This window comes from Shinella sp. BE166, assembly GCF_051201095.1.
Taxonomy (GTDB): Bacteria; Pseudomonadota; Alphaproteobacteria; order Rhizobiales; family Rhizobiaceae; genus Shinella; species Shinella lacus.
In genome coordinates this window covers 285294-303148 of the sequence record NZ_JBPEHL010000007.1, presented here as the reverse complement: position 1 = coordinate 303148, position 17855 = coordinate 285294, and the positions used below count along the sequence as shown (strand labels likewise).

16 protein-coding genes are annotated in these 17855 nt (G+C 64.7%); 10 read left to right on the top strand and 6 right to left on the bottom strand.

Annotated elements, in window-relative coordinates:
* Positions 1-2 precede the first annotated feature (2 nt).
* Complete coding sequence (locus tag J2Y63_RS19665) at positions 3-1361, top strand: putative bifunctional diguanylate cyclase/phosphodiesterase (RefSeq protein ID WP_256118512.1); 1359 nt, start codon at positions 3-5, stop codon at positions 1359-1361.
* Between the two features lie 113 nt (positions 1362-1474).
* Positions 1475-1810, top strand: a complete 336-nt coding sequence (locus J2Y63_RS19660; RefSeq protein ID WP_435267478.1) for a PilZ domain-containing protein — start codon at positions 1475-1477, stop codon at positions 1808-1810.
* Positions 1811-1813: 3 nt separating this feature from the next.
* Here J2Y63_RS19660 and J2Y63_RS19655 read toward each other — a convergent pair whose 3' ends face one another.
* On the bottom strand, positions 1814-2740 hold the full coding sequence (locus J2Y63_RS19655; RefSeq protein ID WP_435267477.1) for a LysR substrate-binding domain-containing protein: 927 nt from the start codon (positions 2738-2740) through the stop codon (positions 1814-1816).
* 88 nt (positions 2741-2828) lie between these two features.
* On the opposite strand from J2Y63_RS19655, the gene J2Y63_RS19650 reads away from it, so the two are divergent.
* On the top strand, positions 2829-4370 hold the full coding sequence (locus J2Y63_RS19650) for a trimethylamine methyltransferase family protein (protein ID WP_435267476.1): 1542 nt from the start codon (positions 2829-2831) through the stop codon (positions 4368-4370).
* 8 nt (positions 4371-4378) lie between these two features.
* Positions 4379-6427: an NAD(P)-binding protein gene (locus J2Y63_RS19645; protein WP_435267475.1), complete on the top strand. Its 2049-nt coding sequence runs from the start codon at positions 4379-4381 to the stop codon at positions 6425-6427.
* A 71-nt stretch (positions 6428-6498) separates the two neighbouring features.
* Here the strand turns inward: J2Y63_RS19645 and J2Y63_RS19640 are convergent, their stop codons facing one another.
* The 5 genes from J2Y63_RS19640 to J2Y63_RS19620 form a co-directional block, all read right to left on the bottom strand.
* Positions 6499-7212 (bottom strand): PRC-barrel domain-containing protein, encoded by a 714-nt coding sequence (locus J2Y63_RS19640; RefSeq protein ID WP_256118517.1) that lies wholly within the window; start codon positions 7210-7212, stop codon positions 6499-6501.
* Positions 7213-7357: 145 nt separating this feature from the next.
* Positions 7358-8242, bottom strand: coding sequence for an SMP-30/gluconolactonase/LRE family protein (locus J2Y63_RS19635; RefSeq protein ID WP_435267474.1), 885 nt, complete (start codon positions 8240-8242; stop codon positions 7358-7360).
* Positions 8239-8877: a 2-dehydro-3-deoxy-6-phosphogalactonate aldolase gene (locus tag J2Y63_RS19630; RefSeq protein ID WP_435267473.1), complete on the bottom strand. Its 639-nt coding sequence runs from the start codon at positions 8875-8877 to the stop codon at positions 8239-8241. Before J2Y63_RS19630 ends, J2Y63_RS19635 begins: the two co-directional genes overlap by 4 nt.
* 14 nt (positions 8878-8891) lie before the next feature.
* Positions 8892-9809: a 2-dehydro-3-deoxygalactonokinase gene (locus J2Y63_RS19625; protein WP_435267472.1), complete on the bottom strand. Its 918-nt coding sequence runs from the start codon at positions 9807-9809 to the stop codon at positions 8892-8894.
* A complete protein-coding gene (locus tag J2Y63_RS19620; RefSeq protein ID WP_435267471.1) occupies positions 9809-10570 on the bottom strand; it encodes an SDR family NAD(P)-dependent oxidoreductase in 762 nt (253 codons plus the stop codon). The genes J2Y63_RS19625 and J2Y63_RS19620 overlap by 1 nt, the downstream gene beginning before the upstream one ends.
* Positions 10571-10675: 105 nt before the next feature.
* On the opposite strand from J2Y63_RS19620, the gene J2Y63_RS19615 reads away from it, so the two are divergent.
* The 6 genes from J2Y63_RS19615 to J2Y63_RS19590 all read left to right on the top strand — a co-directional run bounded on the left by J2Y63_RS19615 (position 10676) and on the right by J2Y63_RS19590 (position 17637).
* A complete protein-coding gene (locus J2Y63_RS19615) occupies positions 10676-11470 on the top strand; it encodes an IclR family transcriptional regulator (RefSeq protein WP_435267470.1) in 795 nt (264 codons plus the stop codon).
* 262 nt (positions 11471-11732) lie between these two features.
* On the top strand, positions 11733-12470 hold the full coding sequence (locus J2Y63_RS19610) for a helix-turn-helix transcriptional regulator (protein WP_256118523.1): 738 nt from the start codon (positions 11733-11735) through the stop codon (positions 12468-12470).
* Between the two features lie 84 nt (positions 12471-12554).
* Entirely contained in the window at positions 12555-13298 is a 744-nt protein-coding gene (locus J2Y63_RS19605; protein WP_256118524.1) for a helix-turn-helix transcriptional regulator, read from the top strand.
* Between the two features lie 102 nt (positions 13299-13400).
* Entirely contained in the window at positions 13401-14600 is a 1200-nt protein-coding gene (locus tag J2Y63_RS19600; RefSeq protein WP_435267469.1) for an Mrp/NBP35 family ATP-binding protein, read from the top strand.
* Between the two features lie 140 nt (positions 14601-14740).
* Positions 14741-15721, top strand: coding sequence for a magnesium transporter CorA family protein (locus J2Y63_RS19595; protein ID WP_435267468.1), 981 nt, complete (start codon positions 14741-14743; stop codon positions 15719-15721).
* 14 nt (positions 15722-15735) lie between these two features.
* Complete coding sequence (locus J2Y63_RS19590) at positions 15736-17637, top strand: potassium transporter Kup (protein WP_435267467.1); 1902 nt, start codon at positions 15736-15738, stop codon at positions 17635-17637.
* The last annotated feature ends 218 nt before the right edge of the window (positions 17638-17855 follow it).

Genomic DNA, 17855 nt, shown 5'->3' with positions numbered 1-17855 from the left:
TGATGAAGTCTGCTAATCATGCGGCGCTGGATGTTTCCCAGACTGACCTCCATGCCATGGCCTATACCGACCCGCTGACCGGGCTCGGCAATCTCTATCGCCTGCGTGACAAGGTCCGCCAGATCGCCAAGGAGCGCGAGGAAGATCCCGCACCCTTCGCCGTCGGCATCGCCAATCTCGACGGCTTCAAACCCATCAACGACCTGTTTGGCCCGCGTGCCGGCGACGAGATCCTTTGCCAGGTCGCCCACCGGCTCAAGGCCTGCATTCCGGATGGCGCGACCGTCACCCGCCATGGCGGCGACGAATTCGCCTTCGTGCTGCCGCTGGTCTTCGAGCGCAAGGGCGCCGAGAAGATCGGCCAGATGCTGCGCGAGGTGCTGTCGGCCCCCTTCGATCTCGGCGACCGCAACGTGCGCCTGTCCGCCTCCTTCGGCTTTTCCATCTATCCCTTCGCCGGGGAGGATTTCACCGAGCTTTTGAAAAGCGCCGATACCGCGCTCTATCGTTCGAAGCGGCGCGGGCGCGGCCAGATCACCGTCTATTCGCAGGAAATCGCCCAGGAGATGAAGCGCGCGACGCAGCTCGAACAGGCGCTGCGCAATGCCATCATCGCCAATGAGGTGGACGTGCATTTCCAGCCGATCGTCAGCCTGCGCGACGATACGGTGGTCGGTTTCGAGGCGCTCGCGCGCTGGTGCGATGCCGATCTCGGCTACGTCTCGCCCGCCGTCTTCGTGCCGCTCGCCGAAGAACGCGGCTTCATCGATGCCTTGTCGGACACGCTCTTGCGCAAGGCGGCGGAAGCGGCGCTGTCCTGGCCGCGCGAACTGTTCCTGTCGTTCAATCTCTCCTCCGCCCAGCTGATGGACCCGAAGACGGCCTTCAACACACTGGCGATCCTAAACCGGGTCGGGCTCGATCCGCGCCGGCTGGAGCTGGAAATCACCGAGACGGCCGTCATGACGGATGCCGACACGGCGCAGAAGATCGTCGGCGAGCTGCGTGCTGCCGGTGTTCGCATTTCGCTCGATGATTTCGGCACCGGCCAGTCGAGCCTCGGGCGCCTGCGTGACTTCACCTTCGACAAGGTGAAGATCGACCGCGCCTTCGTCTCGCGCATCTCCAACGACAAGGCCTCCGAGCACATCATCAAGGCGATCGTTGCCATGTGCGAGGGGCTCGACCTTGCCGTGGTCGCCGAGGGCATCGAGGATTTCTCCGAGGCGCTGAAGCTGAAGGCACTCGGCTGCGGCATGGGGCAGGGCTATTTCTACGGCAAGCCGGCCGATGCGGTCGCCACCATGCGCTACCTCTCCGACCGCTATGTCAGCATCGAAGGCCGCGCGGCCTCCGCCTGACGATTTGTCTCCGAATAGGCCAATTCGCTAAATTTCTCCGTTTCCGATTAGCGGGATAGCAAACACCTCGCGCTATGGTGGTTCAATAGAACGAATACGTGAGGGAGCCACGGATGACGACCATCAAGGACATGCCCGTCAGGGCGGCCGACCGTTCCAATGTGCGGATTTTCGCGACGGTCAACGTCATGCATCAATCGACGCGCGGCCGCGTAGTTGACCTGTCGGAAAACGGCATGGCGCTCGACCTGGAAAAGCCGGTGCAGGCGATACCGGGCCAGCTCGTGACGATCGAAAGCGAGGAACTCGGCAGGCTCAGCGGCACGATCCGCTGGTTCCGCAACGGTCGCCTCGGCATCCAGTACAAGCTGTCGACCAACGCGCTGGCGCAGATCACCTCCTATTTCCGTTTCTTCCACGAAGAAGTGCGTCCCGTTTTACGCCGCTGAGGCTCAGGCCTCACCGGTCCGGCTCTGCCGGCCTTCTTCCACCAGCCAGTCGCGCACTCGCCGTGCCGGACCGTTCAAGTCCCGCGAGCGCGGCCAGACGACGTAGAAGGCCTCTTCCATGCGCAGCACATGCCCGCCGACGGTGACGAGCGCGCCCGAGCGCACCTGCCGCTCGATGAGGTGCTGCCAGCCAAGGGCCACACCTTCCCCCGCCAGCACCGCCTGGATCACCAGCACATAGTCGTTGATCGAAAGCCGCCGGGCCTGCGCCGGATAGCGCATGCCGGCGCTGGCAAACCATTCCGGCCAGTCGCAGGCGGCCCTGACCGGCTCTTCCAGATGGATGAGCGGCAGTTTCAGCAGTTCCTCCGGCGTCTTCGGATGCCCCCGGCTCTCGATGAATGCGGGGCTTGCCACGGCGGTGATCACCTCCGGCGCCAGCAGTGCGGCGTGGTAGCGCGGCCATTTTGCCGGATCGCCGCCGCGAATGCCGAGCGGGATCGGCTCCTCGTCGAGGTCGAGATCGCGCACGCTGGTCTGGATACGCAGGTCGACGTCCGGCAGGTCGGCGCGCAGCTTGCCGAGCCGCGGCAGCATCCACATCGAAGTGAAGGCGGTGGAGGCGGCGAGCGTCACATTCGCCTCCCGCCCCTTGGCGCGGATATCCTCCGCCGATTTCTGGATGCGCGACAGGCCGAGCGTCACGTCGGCATGGAAGCGCTCTCCGGCGTCCGTCAGCTCGACGGCGCGGTGGACGCGGTGGAAGAGCGCGACGCCGAGCTGTTCCTCCAGGTTGCGCACCGCATAGGAGACGGCGGCCTGCGTCATGCCGAGCTCGCTTGCGGCACGGGTGAAATTCTGGTGCCGCCCGGCGGCCTCGAAGATGATGAGGCTGGAGGCGGAGGGGAGCAGGCGGCGCAGGGTTTCCATAAACTCACCTTATAGTCTCGGTAAGTTTTTTCCAGCGTTACAGCAGGATTTTTCGCGCCTAGCCTCGGCTCAAATTATGGAGGCGACTATGGGTGAGGCAGCGACGATCGAAGCACCGGCACGGCGGACGAGGGGAACGCGCCGCGACAACAGCGCAAAGCCGCTCGGCGTGCCCTATATCGTGCGCGGCATCCCGACTTATGACGTGCTGTCGGAGGAAAACCTCCTGAAGATCGAGGGTGCCGCGGACCGCATCCTCGCCGAGGTCGGCATCGAATTCCGCGACGACCCCGCGACGATTGAGCACTGGAAGCGGGCGGGCGCCAAGGTCGAAGGCCTGCTCGTGCGCTTCGAACCCGGCATGCTGCGCGAGATCGTCTCCTCGGCGCCCGCCGAATTCACCCAGCATGCGCGCAATCCGGCCAACAACGTGCAGATCGGCGGCAACAAGGTGGTCTTCTCGCCCGCCTATGGCTCGCCCTTCGTGATGGATCTCGACAAGGGCCGGCGCTACGGCACGCTGGAGGATTTCCGAAACTTCATCAAGCTCGCCCAGTCGAGCCCCTGGCTGCACCATTCCGGCGGCACGATCTGCGAACCGGTCGATATCCCGGTGAACAAGCGCCACCTCGACATGGTCTACAGCCATATGAAATATTCCGACCGGCCCTTCATGGGCTCGATCACCGCGGAGGAGCGCGCGGAGGATTCCATCGACATGGCGCGTATCCTGTTCGGCGCCGATTTCGTCGATAAAAACTGCGTCATCCTCGGCAATGTCAACGTCAATTCGCCGCTCGTCTGGGACGGCACCATGACGAAGTCGCTGCGCGCCTATGCCCGCGCCAACCAGGCCGCCGTCATCGTGCCCTTCATCCTCGGCGGCGCCATGGGGCCGGTGACGAATGCCGGCGCCATCGCGCAGTCCTTCGCCGAAACGCTCGCCGGCTGCGCCCTGACCCAGCTGGAAAGGAAGGGCGCCCCGGTCATCTTCGGCAATTTCCTGTCGTCCATGTCGTTGCGCTCCGGCTCGCCGACCTTCGGTACGCCGGAACCGGCGATCGGCTCCATGGTCGTCGGCCAGCTTGCGCGCCGCCTGGAGCTACCGCTGCGCTGCGCCGGCAATTTTTCGAATTCCAAGCTGCCGGACGGGCAGGCCATGCAGGAAGGGCTGATGTCCATGCTGTCGGCCGTGCATTGCGGCGCGAACTTCATCCTGCATTCGGCGGGTTTCCTGGATGGCCTGCTCGCCATGTCTTATGAAAAATTCGTGATGGATGCGGATCTCTGCGGCGCGCTGCATTCCTATCTTGCCGGCGTCGTCGTGGACGACAACACGCTTGCCATGGATGCCTTCCTGCAGGTCGGCCCCGGCAGCCATTTCCTCGGCTGCGACCACACGATGCGCAACTACCAGACGGCCTTCTGGGATTCGACGCTGTCCGACAACGAGCCCTTCGAAAAATGGAGCGAGGAGGGCGGCTCGACCGACATGGCGACGCGCGCCAATCGCCAGTGGAAAAAGACGCTCGCCGAATATGAAGCGCCGCCGCTGGATATCGCCATCGACGCGGCGCTCTGCGACTATATGGACCGCAAGAAGGCCGCCATGGCAGATGCGTGGTATTGAGACTTGAAATGACGCCATCGAAAGACCCGCTGCTCCAGCCCTACCGGCTGAAGCACCTGACGCTGAAGAACCGGATCATGTCGACCTCGCATGAGCCGGCCTATTCCGAAGACGGCATGCCGAAGGACCGCTACCGGCTCTACCACGCCGAAAAGGCCAAGGGCGGCATGGCGCTGACCATGACGGCGGGCTCGGCCATCGTCTCGGAGGATTCCCCGCCCGCCTTCGGCAATCTCTACGCCTATTCGGACGAGATCGTGCCGTGGCTGAAGAAGATCGCCGACGACTGTCATGAGCATGACTGCGCCGTGATGATCCAGCTTACCCATCTCGGCCGCCGCACCGGCTGGAACAAGGGCGACTGGCTACCGGTGCTCTCAGCCTCCTCCGTGCGCGAGCCGGCGCACCGCGCCTTCCCCAAGGAGATCGAGGACTGGGACATCGAGCGCATCGTCGGCGACTATGCCGCCGCCGCGCAACGCATGCAGGCCGCCGGCCTCGACGGCATCGAGTTCGAAGCCTACGGCCATCTGATGGATGGCTTCTGGTCGCCTGCCACCAACCGGCGCGAGGACGAATACGGCGGCTCGCTCGACAATCGCCTGCGCTTTTCCGACATGGTGCTGGAGGCGGTGCGCAAGGCCGTCGGGCCGGATTTCATCGTCGGCATCCGCATGGTGGCGGATGAGGACTGGGACATCGGCCTGTCGAGAGAGGAGGGCATCGAGATCGCCCGCCGGCTTGCGAATTCCGGCAAGGTGGATTTCCTCAACATCATCAAGGGCCATATCGACCACGATGCGCACCTGACCAACGTCATCCCGATCCAGGGCATGGCCGCCTCGCCGCATCTGGACTTTGCCGGCGAGGTGCGCGCCGCCACGAAATTCCCCGTCTTCCACGCCGCCCGCATCGCCGATGTCGCGACGGCCCGGCACGCGATCGCCGAGGGCAAGCTCGACATGGTGGGCATGACGCGCGCCCATATCGCCGATCCGCATATCGTCAGGAAGATCGAGGAGGGCAGGGAGGCGCAGATCCGCCCCTGCGTCGGCGCCACCTACTGTCTCGACCGCATTTACGAGGGCGGCGGCGCGCTCTGTATTCACAATGCGGCGACCGGCCGCGAGGCGACCATCCCTCATATCATCTCGAAGTCGACCGGCCCGATCCGCAAGGCCGTGGTGGTCGGCGCCGGTCCGGCGGGGCTGGAGGCGGCCCGCGTGCTCGCCGAGCGCGGCCACGTCGTCGAGGTGCTGGAGGCGACCGGCGAGGCCGGCGGGCAGATCCTGCTCGCCGCGCGCAATCCGCGGCGCAAGGAACTGGTCGGCATCGTCGACTGGCGGCTTGCCGAACTGGAGCGCTTGCACGTGCCGATCCACTACAACGTCTTTGCCGGCGGCGACGACGTGCTTGCCCTCAACCCGGATCTCGTCGTTATCGCCACAGGCGGCATCGCGCAAAACCCGGAGCTGGAAGCGGGCGACGATCTCGTCGTGTCGAGCTGGGACATCATCGCCGGTGCCGTCCGGCCGGAAGGCCCGGTGCTGCTCTATGACGATAACGGTGCGCATAGCGGCATGACGGCGGCGGAACTGATCGCGAAATCCGGTGCCGAACTGGAGGTGGTCTCGCCGGAACGGTTCTTCGCTCCGGAGATCGGCGGCATGAACCACGTTCCCTATGCCAAGACCTTCGCGGAGAAGAACGTCCGCGCCACCATCAACACACGGCTGAAATCGGTGCGCCGCGACGGCAATGCGCTGGTAGCGACGCTCTGTTCCGACTTCTCGCCGACGGCGTCAGCCGAACGCCGCGTCGCGCAGGTCGTGGTCGAACACGGCACCATGCCGATGGCCGACCTCTATTTCGAGCTGAAGCCCCTGTCGCGCAATCTCGGCGCCGTCGACTACAAGGCGCTGATCCGCCAGGAAAACCCGATCCAGACCCGCAATCCGGACGGCGCCTTCGACCTCATCCGCATCGGCGACGCCGTGCACAGCCGCAACATCCACGCCGGCATCTACGATGCCTTGCGATACGGGGTGCTGTTTTAGACTGCACACGAAAAAACCCGGTGGCGCAGGGGACGCCACCGGGCTGGAGAGGTCAGAAAATACCTGCCGGATTATTCAACCGGCTGGGTGGTGGCCGGGGCCGTGCCCGTATCGGTCGTCGACGAGGTCGTCGAGGTGTCGACCGGGGTCGTGGCCTGGCGTTCGGCTACCTGCTGCGCCGTGGTCTTGAATTCCGGCGCGGCCTGCAGGCTTTCGGCGGTTTCGGTCGTCGTCAGCTTGACGTCATCCGTATCCGGAACCTGCGCGATCGAGATCTTCTCGAACGGAACCGCGACCCACTTTTCACCGATGCCGAGGAAGCCGCCGACACCGACGATGGCTGCGGAAATACCGCCATCCTTCTCCATGATCAGGTCGGAGATCTTGCCGATGCTTTCGTCCGCGCTGTTATAGACAGCCTGGCCGATATAGGTGTTGGCGCTGATCTGTTCCGGCGACTGGGCCGTCAGGTAGTCGCCACCGGCGGCCGGAGCCTGGGCGGTGTCTTCCGTGGCGGTTGCCGGCGTTTCAGCCGTATCCTGGGTGGCCGTACCGGTGGCCGGCGTCTGGGCCGTGTCGTCGGTCGGAGTCGTCGTCGGGTTGGCGGCGGTGTCGCCAGGCGTCGTGCCCGTCGCGTCATCGCCCGGCATTACGGCCGGCTTTTCCATGGTCTGGGTTTCACCGGCGGCCGGCTGGGTGGTGTCCTGCGCATACGCTGCCGGAGCAAGAGCCGCGCCCAGGAAAACTGCACCAGCGGCAACGGAAGTAAGAAGCTTGTTGGTCATTTTGGAACCTGCCTTTCGTCTCGTTGGCATCAAGGCGCGGCGGAGGTTTTGAAGTGCCCGTCCGCACCGGCTGATGGACAAGGAACGGCGACCCCCCGGTTTGGTTCCGATAAAAATTGCCTCGTTTTTGATTGCAGCTATGCGTCTAGAGCAGGAATTTCGGTTCGAATCGCCCCTTTACCGCGATGCCGAGCTCGAAGGTCTGGCCGGCATGCGGATCGGCCAGACGCCGCGCCGCATCGAATCCCGCCCAGGCGGAGGTGACCAGCATGCGGTCGGCCTTGCTGCCGATGAAGGCCGGGCAGGTCGCCTGCGACGCCGGCACCAGATGACGCGCGATCTTCGTCCCGTCGGGCTTGTAGACCTCGACCGCATTCCCGCCCCAGCGCGCGTTCCAGATGAGGCCGTCCGCATCGCAGACCGAGCCGTCTATGCCGCCGGCGTTCACGGTTTCGTCGCTCAGCACCTCCGGCTGGCCGACCGGTAGGCCGGTCGCCGGGTCGAGCGCCACGCGCATCAGATGATTGACGCCCGTATCCGTGAAATAGCCGATGCTGCCATCCGGCGAAAAGCAGATGCCGTTGGGAACGGTGATGTCGGAATAGAGCCGTGTGACCTTGTCGCGCGCCACATGATAGATCGCGCCGGACTGCTTCTCCTCGCCGCGCCCCATCGTGCCGACCCAGAGCGAACCGGAAGGATGTACGCGCCCATCGTTGGAGCGGTTGTGCGCCTTGTCTTCCAGCGTGGCGAAGGGAGTGAGCTTTCCGTCCGCGGTGGCGCGGATGAAGAGGCCCTGGTCGGAAACGATCAGCTGGCGCTCCGCATCGATGACGGCGAGCACGCTGCCGAGGAAAGGCAGGTCGTGCACGGCCTTGGTCATGGTCGCAAGATGCAGCTCATGCAGCTTCTTCCCCTTGATGTCGAACCACAGCGCCTTGTCGGTCGCCGGATCGTAGGTCGGGCCTTCGCCGAGTTCGCTGGCGACGTCGCACAGGATGCGACCGTTAAAGGAATGGGTCTCGGTCATCGGTTTCCTCCATAGACGGCATCATAGGCCTCGATCGTCGCTTTTGCCCGGGCGCGCACCTCGCCGGCCCCCATGCCCACCTTGTAGAGGCTGGAGCCAAGGCCGAAGCTGCGTACGCCGATGGCGGCATAATCGGCAAAGTTCTTCTCCGAAACACCGCCGACGGCGGCGATTTCCAGTTCGGCCGGCAGCACCGCGCGGATCGCCTGGATGCCGGAAGGGCCGAGCACGCTGGCCGGGAAGAATTTCAGGCCCGTGGCACCAGCGCGCGCGGCCGCAAGCGCCTCGGTGGGGGTGAAGACGCCGGGCATCGTCACCATGCCGCGCGCGGCAGCGGTGGAAATCACCTCCGGGTCGACATTCGGGCTCACCATCAGCCGCCCGCCGACATAGGCAAGCTTACCGACATCCTCGACGGTGAGCACCGTGCCGGCGCCGATCAGGCAGCCTTCCGGCGCCATCTTCACGGCGATCTCGATCGACTTGAAGGGCTCGGGTGAATTCAGGGGGATCTCGATCGCCGTCAGGCCGGTCTCGATCAGCGCGCCGACGACCGCCTCCGTCTCGCTCGGCTTCAGGCCGCGCAGGATGGCGATCAGCGGGTACTTCATCGGGGGGAAGGGAATGCGGGACATCTTGTTTTGCTTTCTCAGAGGGACCAGAGCGCCTTAGCGCCTGCGGCAAGGCCGTTGCGCACCGCGCTGTCGGCATCGATGATGGAGGGGGAGATGCCGGCGGCGGCAAGCGCCTCCTTGTAGAGCGCGCCAAGCCCGCCCGAGACGACGAGCGCGACCGGTGTGCCGGCGGCGACGAGCGAAAGCGCACCGGCGATCTCAAGGCCGATCAGCGTACCGGAAAGCCGCGCCTTGGCGTCTTCCGGCGAAAGGCCGGCGATCAGCGAGCCCGCGCGCACGGAAAAGAGCTGGCTGGTGGCGATGGCGGGGTTGGCGACCATGCGCGTCACGGCATCGCGAAACGCGGCGCTGCCGCCCGAAATCGCGCCGGCATCGGCGATGGCGTGGCTGAGGATCGTGTGCTTGGCGATGGTCTCGAAAAGCTCGCCGGTCATGAAGGTGGAAAAGCCCTGCACCTTGCCGCCCGAGAGGCGCACCCATTTGCTGTGCGTGCCGGGCATGCAGACGAGGTGGTCGCCGCTGCCGAGTTCGCCGGCAGCCCCCAGAAGCTGCGTCTCCTCGCCGCGCATGACGTCCGGTGCCGCGCCATCGCGCTGGGCAAGGCCGGGCAGGATGCGGATATCGGCGGCCATGCCGGGAATGCGCACGGCGGCAGCGGGAATGGCGGAGAGGGCCGCCGGCGTATCGAGATAACCGGCCTCGACCCAGCCCTGCTTGGCGCCGGCCATGCCGCAGATCAGCACGGGCAGGCCGGCGGGTGCGGCGATTGCCGAGAGGTGGCTGGCCAGCACGTCGGCAAAGCCGGTGCGCGCGGCGGTCGTCATGCCTTCGCCGCTGCGGCGCTCGGCGATCACGCCGCCATCGCGACCGATGAGCCAGAGGCGGAAGCTGGAGGTTCCCCAGTCGACCGCGACATAAGCGGGTTCGGTCATCAGAGCATGCCTCCATCGACGATGAGCGTCTGTGCGGTGATGGCGGCGGAGGCTTCCGACGCCAGGAAAAGACAGGGGCCGACCATGTCGTCGGCCGTCAGGGAGCGCTTCAGGCATTGCCGCTCGATGCCGCCGGCCATCGCCGCCTCGTCGATCCACAGGCGCTTCTGGCGCTCGGTCAACACCATGCCGGGCAGGATGGCGTTGACGCGGATTTTCTCCGGGCCGAGCCGGCCGGCGAGCGACTTGGTGAGGCCGATAATGCCGGCCTTGGCCGCCGCATAACCCGGAAACTCGCCCATGTTCAGCAGGTAGGCGATCGAGGAGAAATTGACGATCGCACCGCCGCCAGCCTGTCGCATGAACGGGGCGACGGCCTGCGCGGCGAAGAAGTGGGGGCGAAGGTTGACCGCCTGGTTGTCATCCCAATAGTCCGGTTCGACGGTGTCGAGATCATGCCGGTCGTCGCGCGCGGCATTGTTGACGAGCACGCGAATGCCGCCAAGCACCGCCGCCGCCTCGGTGACCGCGCTGCGCAAAGCCGCGATATCGCGCAGGTCCGCCCGTATGAAATGCGGGATATGGTCGACCTTGCCGTCAAGCTCGGAGACGAGCGCACGGCTCTCCGCCTCGGCAATGTCGACGAAGGCGACGCGCGCACCCTCGGCGGCAAAACCCGCCACCAGTGCCGCGCCGATGCCCGAGCCACCGCCGGTGATGAAAACGCCCTGTCCTGCGAGGTCCGGATAGCGGCCCGCCATCGTCACGCTCCCGATATAAATTCCATTATTTGGAACTGAGTTTGATTATTCGGAATTATTCCGTTACTATACGCCCATGTCAAGGGATCGGCGGGAGCTGCGACAATGGAACCGGAACGGCAGGACGAGGGTGGTGCGGGCACCGGCACGCTCGGCAAGGCGATCGCCGTGCTGGAGACGGTGGCGCTGGCCGATCGTCCCATGCGCTTCACCGACGTGCTCGCCGTCAGCGGCCAGCCGCGCGGCACGCTGCACCGCCAGCTTTCCCATCTGGTGCAGGAGGGGCTCTTGGAGTTGCGCCCGGACCATTCCTATACGCCCGGCCTGCGCCTGCTGAAACTCGCCTCCGCAAGCTGGGCACGCAACGAATTCCGCGCCGTCGCCGCCCCCTTTCTCGAAGCGCTGCACCGGGAAACCGGCGAGACCGTGCATCTCGGCGTCCTGCGCGGGCGGGAAATCATCTATCTCGACAAAGTGGAGAGCCGGCAGGCCGTGCGCATGAATTCGCAGATCGGCAATGCCTCGCCGGTCTATTGCACCGGCGTCGGCAAGGCGGCGTTGTCGGTGCTCGATGCGACGGCGCTGGATGCCATCCTGTCGGGCCTGGAATTCCGCCGCTTTACGCCGCAGACCCTTGCCGACCGGGCGTCTCTGCTCGCCGAACTTTCGGAAATCCGGGCGAGCGGCATCGCCTTCGACCGGGAGGAGCACGAGCCCGGCATCCGCTGCGTCGCAGCCCCGGTCTTCGATGCCGGCCGCGCGCTTTTCGCAGGCGTTTCGGTGACGGGGCCGGCCTATCGGGTCGGGCAGGAGCAGCTCGACGGCTGGGCGCCGCGCGTCAGCCATGCTGCCCGCGCCATCACGGCGGAACTGGCGGCTCGCCTCGGCCCGCAACGGTAGGTCGAGGTTTGAGGTACGTAAATAATGGCATGGTTGTCTTCGACCCCCATTTTACGGTAAATTAGAAAATCGCGCTGGACGCGGGATGGGGGCACCATTAGCTTCCCTCTTGGCCGGCTCAGATTTGCGTCGCTCACCCGCGAACTTGAGGCGCGGTTCATCTTACATACTTGCATTGGGATACGGGGGTTCCTGAAGCAAGCAGTGCATCGTGTCGGCATGTTTTGCCGCACGTTCGCGTGCGTGCTGAAGGAAAATGGATATGGCGGATCGATTTCACACGACATCTGCACAGCTTCGGCATCGCTGGGACGTCAGTCCCTCGACTCTGGGCTCGGAGGAGGATGTTGCCGAGACGCTGGATGGCCTCGCCAAGCATTATGGCTTTCGCAGCTACCTGCTGATCAACGTTCCTTCCGAAACGTCGACCGATTTCTCCTCCAATGTGCTGCTGACGTCCTGGCCGGACGAGATGCTCAAGACATACGACCATGCCGGCCTGATTTTCGGCAGCCCCGTCATTGAGCGACTGCGCCAGAGCACCAACCCTTTCACCTATGATGCGGACCGCACGAACCGTGGGCGGATCGATGGCAAGTCGGCGATTGCAGCTTGCCTCTTCGATCAGCACGGCCTGTCGCGCGGGGCCTATTTCCCGGCGCACAATTCGGCCGGCCTGCGCGGCGCGCTTGCCTTCGGCGGCACGCGCGAAACCCTCAATCCGCGTGAAATGGCCGAGCTCAACGCGGTCGCCAACCTCATCTTCACCGAGGTCGTCGACCTGCGCGCCGGGCGCCGGCAGAACGTCTCTCTCTCGCGCCGCGAGATCGAGTGCCTGTCCTGGGCTTCTGCCGGGAAAACCAGTGTCGAGATGTCGGAAATTCTCGGCCTGTCGGAATATACGGTCAACCACTATCTCAACCGGGCGACGCGCAAGCTTGATGCCGTCAACCGGGTCCAGGCGGTCGCAAAGGCGATCCGCGCCGGACTTTTGAACTGATGCACAAAAAAACCTTGCGATCTTCTGGAACACGTGCGGCTCGGCTCCAGTTGCTCAAGGCTAAGAACAAAATTGCGGGGGACCATGACAGCTGACGAGACAAGCAGTACCGACAACCAGCTACAGGACGAGGGCAGCGACATCGCCGCCCTCGAAACGCAGTTCGATATCGTGCGCTATATGCGGCGCAAGTGCGAGGAATACGGGCTCAAATTCTTCATCGTCTTCAACCTGCCGGGCTTCGAGGCGGAAAAGCTGTCGGCCTATTCCATCGTCAGCAACTGGCCGCAGGAAATTCTCGCCAAATACGATGCCCTGCGCATGGTGCGCCACTCCGCCGGAATCCGGAAGCTGCGGCTCACCACGGTGCCTTTTACGTATGACATGCGCGAATGGATCGGCGAATCCTCCGAGCAGGCGGATTTTACCGAACTGCTCGACATGATGACCAATCACGGCATGCTGGTCGGCCATTTCTTCCCGGTCCACGATGCACTCGGCAATCGCGGCGCGGTCGTCTGGGGCGGCGAGGGCCCAACGCTGGCACGCGACGACCGGCTGATGCTGCAGATGATCTCCGTGCACCTGTTCAACCGCCTGGCCGAGATCGGTGCGGCGTGGAAATCCGGCCAGGTGGTGCTCACCGAACGCGAGATCCAGTGCCTGAGCTGGACGGCGGCCGGCAAGACGAGCCTGGAGATAGCCGAAATCCTCGGCCTTTCCGAGCACACGGTGAACCACTATCTCAACCAGGTCACCCGCAAGCTGGAAGCGGTCAACCGCACCCAGGCCGTGGTCAAGGCGATCCGCCGCGGGCTGATCGCCTGAGCTTTCTGTCGCAGGGAAATTCGTTTGGCGATGGCCGTCCCGTACACTATCTACGGGGGCAGGGCTGTGGTTTGACGCCACGACAGGACGATCGAGGGTTTCATGACGGATGTAAGCAAGGAACAGGTGCTGGAACGGTTGCGCACGGTGCGCGGGCCGGAGATGGACGGCAATATCGTCGATCTCGGCCTCGTCTCGGACGTCTTCATCTCCGACGGCAAGGCCTATTTCTCCATCACCGTGCCGGCCGACCGCGCCCGTGAGCTCGATCCGATGCGCGCTGCCGCCGAGCGCGTCGTCAAGGAAATCCCCGGCATCAAGGCCGCCATGGTGGCACTGACCGCCGATAAGCGCGCCGCCACCGGCCCCGCCGCCACACGCGCACCCACTCCGCCGCCGCCGGGCCGCGGTGATGCCGGCCATTCGCATGCCGGTCACTCCCACACAGGCCACGCCCATGCCGCGCCGGCGCAGCCGCAGCAGCGCGCAAAATCCGGCATCCCGGGTGTGGGCGCCATCATCGCGGTCGCCTCCGGCAAGGGCGGCGTCGGCAAGTCGACCACGGCGGTCAACCTGGCGCTGGGGCTCAAGATCAATGGCCTGCGCGTTGGCATTCTCGATGCCGATATCTACGGCCCCTCCATGCCGCGGCTTCTCCAGATTTCCGGCCGGCCGCAGCAGATCGATGGCCGCATCATCAAGCCGATGGAGAATTACGGCATCAAGGTTATGTCGATGGGCTTCCTCGTCGACGAGGAAGTGGCGATGATCTGGCGCGGGCCGATGATCCAGTCGGCGCTGATGCAGATGCTGCGCGAGGTCGCCTGGGGCGAGCTCGACGTGCTCGTCGTCGACATGCCGCCCGGCACGGGCGATGCCCAGCTCACCATGGCCCAGCAGGTGCCGCTCGCCGGTGCCGTCATCGTCTCGACGCCGCAGGACCTCGCGCTGATCGACGCGCGAAAAGGTCTCAACATGTTCAACAAGGTCGAGGTGCCGGTGCTCGGCATCGTCGAGAACATGAGCTATTTCATCGCGCCCGATACCGGCAACCGCTACGACATCTTCGGCCATGGCGGCGCGCGCAAGGAGGCGGAGCGCATCGGCGTGCCCTTCCTCGGCGAGGTGCCGCTGACCATGGATATCCGCGAGACCTCCGATGCCGGCACGCCGGTCGTCGTCTCCAACCCGGAGGGTGCGGCGGCAAAGACCTACCGCGCCATCGCCACTCGGGTCTGGGAGGAACTGCAGGCGGTGCAGGGCAAGGGTGGGCGCGGCGCCCCGGCCATCGTCTTCGAATAGGCGAACCTTTCGGTTCCCAACCGCGTTCAGCGCCGTAAGCTTGATTTTTATGTTGCGCCGCGCAATATGCGCGGCCAACCCGCCACAGGCGGCGTTCAATCAGGAGTGTGAGCGATGGTCCGTTCCGGAGCCATTCGCCGGTGATCACGGTTTTCCGTCCCAACGGCGAGGCATGCACCCTGCCGGCGGAAAGCGATTCCGCCGCCGCCGAGATTCTCGATCGTGCCGTGTGGGTGGACCTCATGGAGCCGACCCGCGACGACGAGGCGCTGATCGAGCGGGCGCTCAGGATCGACGTGCCCACCCGCGACGAACTCAAGGACATCGAGCCGTCGAGCCGCCTCTACACCGACGGCAACGCGACCTACATGACCGCCTCGCTGATGGTGAAGGCGGAAAGCGACCTGCCGCACTTGACCGACGTCGCCTTCATCCTGACGCCGGACAGGCTTTTGACCGTGCGTTATGCCGAGCCGCGTTCGTTCTCGCTGTTCAAGGCCGGCATGCACCGCATCCCGGGCGGCTGCGCCTCGCCGACGGTGCTGATCACGCGGCTTCTCGAAACCATCGCCGACCGCACCGCCGAAATCCTGGAGATCGCGGTCGGTCGCGCCGACAAGCTCTCCCTGGAGGTCTTCGGCAACCACCATCTCAGCCGACGGCCGGCGCACTACCTGGAAGACCGCGTCGTGCAGGTCTCCGCGCTGCACCGCCTCGTCGCCAAGGCGCGCGACAGTCTCATGTCGCTCTCGCGCATGCTGACCTTCCTGCATGGCGTGCCGGCGCTGCAATCCGACCGCGAGAGCCTCGAACTCTGCCGCACGGTGACGCGGGACGTGCAGTCGCTGTCCGAACATGCAAGCTTCGTCGCCGGCAACATCACCTTCCTGCTCGATGCCTCGCTTGGCCTGATCAATCTCGAGCAGAACGCCATCATCAAGATCTTCTCGATCGCCTCCGTCGTGCTGCTTCCGCCGACGCTGATCGCCTCCACCTACGGCATGAACTTTGAATTCATGCCGGAACTGCACATTGCCTATGCCTACCCGCTGACGCTGGCGGCCATGCTGCTGTCGGCGATCCTCCCGTTCTTCTTCTTTCGCTGGAAAGGCTGGCTCTAGAGCCTGATCGCCCCATGCACGAACACGCCGGTAGCGCCCCGCATTCCCACAACAGGGCGCGCACACTGTTCCTTCTCGCCCTCGGCTCCGTCGGCGTCGTCTATGGCGATATCGGCACGAGCCCACTCTATGCCTTCCGCGAGGCGCTCCGCCCGGTCGCCGACGATGGCGTGTCGCGCGTCGAGGTGATCGGCCTGATCTCGCTGATGATCTGGACGCTGACGATCATCGTCACGCTGAAATACGTGCTCTTCCTGCTGCGCGCCGACAACCACGGCGAGGGCGGCACGCTCTCGCTTCTGGCGCTGCTGATGAAAACGGCGGGCCGCCGCGCCACCGTGCTGTTCTTCATGGGGGCGGCCGGCGCCGCACTCTTCATCGGCGATGCGATGATCACGCCGGCGCTCTCGGTTCTCTCGGCCGTCGAGGGCCTGAAGCTGGTGACGCCGACGCTCGGCGACTATGTCGTGCCGATTTCCGTGGTCATCCTCGTGCTGCTCTTTGCCGTGCAGTCCTGGGGCACGGCCGCCGTGTCGCGGTTTTTCGGGCCGATCACCGCGGTCTGGTTCATCGTCATGGGCGTCGCCGGCATCAACCATATTAGCGACGACCTCGGCATCCTGGCCGCCTTCAATCCCTATTACGCCGTGCTCTTCATGTATAACGAGGGTTATGTCGGCCTCGTCGTGCTGGGCGCGGTGTTCCTGACGGTCACCGGCGCGGAAGCGCTCTACGCCGACCTCGGCCATTTCGGCCGCCGTCCGATCCAGTGGGCCTGGTTCTGTCTGGTCTTCCCGGCGCTGACGCTGAATTATCTCGGCCAGGGCGCGTTGGTGTTGGCGCATCCCGAGACGATCGAGAATCCGTTTTTCCTGATGTTCCCGAATTGGGCGCTGCTGCCCGTCGTCATCCTGGCGACGGCGGCCACCATCATCGCCAGCCAGGCGGTCATCACCGGCGCCTTTTCGCTGACCCGCCAGGCAATCCATCTCGGCTTCCTGCCGCGCATGGAAATCTTCCACACATCCGAAACCCAGACCGGCCAGATCTACCTGCCGGGCGTCAACACGGTGCTGCTATTCGGCGTGATGATGCTGGTCTTCATTTTCGGTTCGTCCGAGGCGCTCGCGACCGCCTACGGCATCTCGGTCACCGGCGCGATGGTGGTGACGACCGTGCTCGCCTTCGAATTCCTTCGCAAACGCTGGCGCTGGTCGCTGCTGGCCACCGTCGCCGTGCTGCTGCCGCTCTTCCTGCTCGAACTGACCTTCCTCGGCGCAAACCTGCTCAAGGTGCATGACGGCGGCTATGTGCCGGTGGCCATCGCCGGTGCCGTCGTGGTGCTGATGTGGACCTGGACGCGCGGCACCCGCATCCTGCGCGACAAGACACGGCGCATCGAGGTGCCGCTGCCGGCCTTCGTGAAGTCGGTTGAGAAGCAGAGCGCGCATGCGCCGGTGCAGGTCACCGGCACGGCGATCTTCCTGACCAGCGATCCGGATTTTGCGCCCGCGGCGCTGCTGCACAACATCAAGCACAATCACGTCCTGCACGAGCAGAACTTCATCCTGACCGTCAAGACGTCCAACACGCCGCGCGTCATCCCCGCCGAGCGATTCTCGGTGGAGCGGATTTCCGACCGATTCTCGCGGATCGAGATGCGCTTCGGTTTCATGGAGACGCAGAACGTCTCGCACGCGCTCGGCCTTATGCGAAAGGCGGGGCACAAGTTCGACATCATGTCGACCTCGTTCTATCTCGGCCGCCGCAAGCTGGTGCCGGATGCCGAATCGGGCATGCCGATGTGGCAGGACCGGCTGTTCATTGGCCTCGCGAATATCGCGACCGATCCCTCCGATTACTTCCGCCTGCCGACCAATCGCGTCGTGGAGCTCGGCTCGCACGTCGTCATCTGACGAAAATGTGAAGGGGAGGTGACTGGCCTCCCCAATGCGGTTTATCAGCATTAACCAACCATCAAGGTTAATGCTTCATTTTACCCTGACAACGAGCCGCTTCGGGCCCGTGCTTCGGCGCGGCAGGGCTCCCATACAGTCAGTTTCGGGCAGGAAGACACGCCATCGCATACTGGCGGCGTGCCTGCGCATGCGTGCGGAGTAAAAAGTTGCGTAAG

What these genes read in the sequence shown, in the direction of transcription:
- J2Y63_RS19615 (WP_435267470.1), top strand. Translation starts at nt 10,676, where the DNA reads ATGGAACCGGAACGGCAGGACGAGGGTGGTGCGGGCACCGGCACGCTC.
- J2Y63_RS19645 (WP_435267475.1), top strand. Translation starts at nt 4,379, where the DNA reads ATGACGCCATCGAAAGACCCGCTGCTCCAGCCCTACCGGCTGAAGCAC.
- J2Y63_RS19630 (WP_435267473.1), bottom strand. Translation starts at nt 8,877, where the DNA reads ATGTCCCGCATTCCCTTCCCCCCGATGAAGTACCCGCTGATCGCCATC.
- J2Y63_RS19620 (WP_435267471.1), bottom strand. Translation starts at nt 10,570, where the DNA reads ATGGCGGGCCGCTATCCGGACCTCGCAGGACAGGGCGTTTTCATCACC.
- J2Y63_RS19640 (WP_256118517.1), bottom strand. Translation starts at nt 7,212, where the DNA reads ATGACCAACAAGCTTCTTACTTCCGTTGCCGCTGGTGCAGTTTTCCTG.
- J2Y63_RS19650 (WP_435267476.1), top strand. Translation starts at nt 2,829, where the DNA reads ATGGGTGAGGCAGCGACGATCGAAGCACCGGCACGGCGGACGAGGGGA.
- J2Y63_RS19600 (WP_435267469.1), top strand. Translation starts at nt 13,401, where the DNA reads ATGACGGATGTAAGCAAGGAACAGGTGCTGGAACGGTTGCGCACGGTG.
- J2Y63_RS19660 (WP_435267478.1), top strand. Translation starts at nt 1,475, where the DNA reads ATGACGACCATCAAGGACATGCCCGTCAGGGCGGCCGACCGTTCCAAT.
- J2Y63_RS19655 (WP_435267477.1), bottom strand. Translation starts at nt 2,740, where the DNA reads ATGGAAACCCTGCGCCGCCTGCTCCCCTCCGCCTCCAGCCTCATCATC.
- J2Y63_RS19605 (WP_256118524.1), top strand. Translation starts at nt 12,555, where the DNA reads ATGACAGCTGACGAGACAAGCAGTACCGACAACCAGCTACAGGACGAG.
- J2Y63_RS19635 (WP_435267474.1), bottom strand. Translation starts at nt 8,242, where the DNA reads ATGACCGAGACCCATTCCTTTAACGGTCGCATCCTGTGCGACGTCGCC.
- J2Y63_RS19625 (WP_435267472.1), bottom strand. Translation starts at nt 9,809, where the DNA reads ATGACCGAACCCGCTTATGTCGCGGTCGACTGGGGAACCTCCAGCTTC.
- J2Y63_RS19590 (WP_435267467.1), top strand. Translation starts at nt 15,736, where the DNA reads ATGCACGAACACGCCGGTAGCGCCCCGCATTCCCACAACAGGGCGCGC.
- J2Y63_RS19610 (WP_256118523.1), top strand. Translation starts at nt 11,733, where the DNA reads ATGGCGGATCGATTTCACACGACATCTGCACAGCTTCGGCATCGCTGG.
- J2Y63_RS19665 (WP_256118512.1), top strand. Translation starts at nt 3, where the DNA reads ATGAAGTCTGCTAATCATGCGGCGCTGGATGTTTCCCAGACTGACCTC.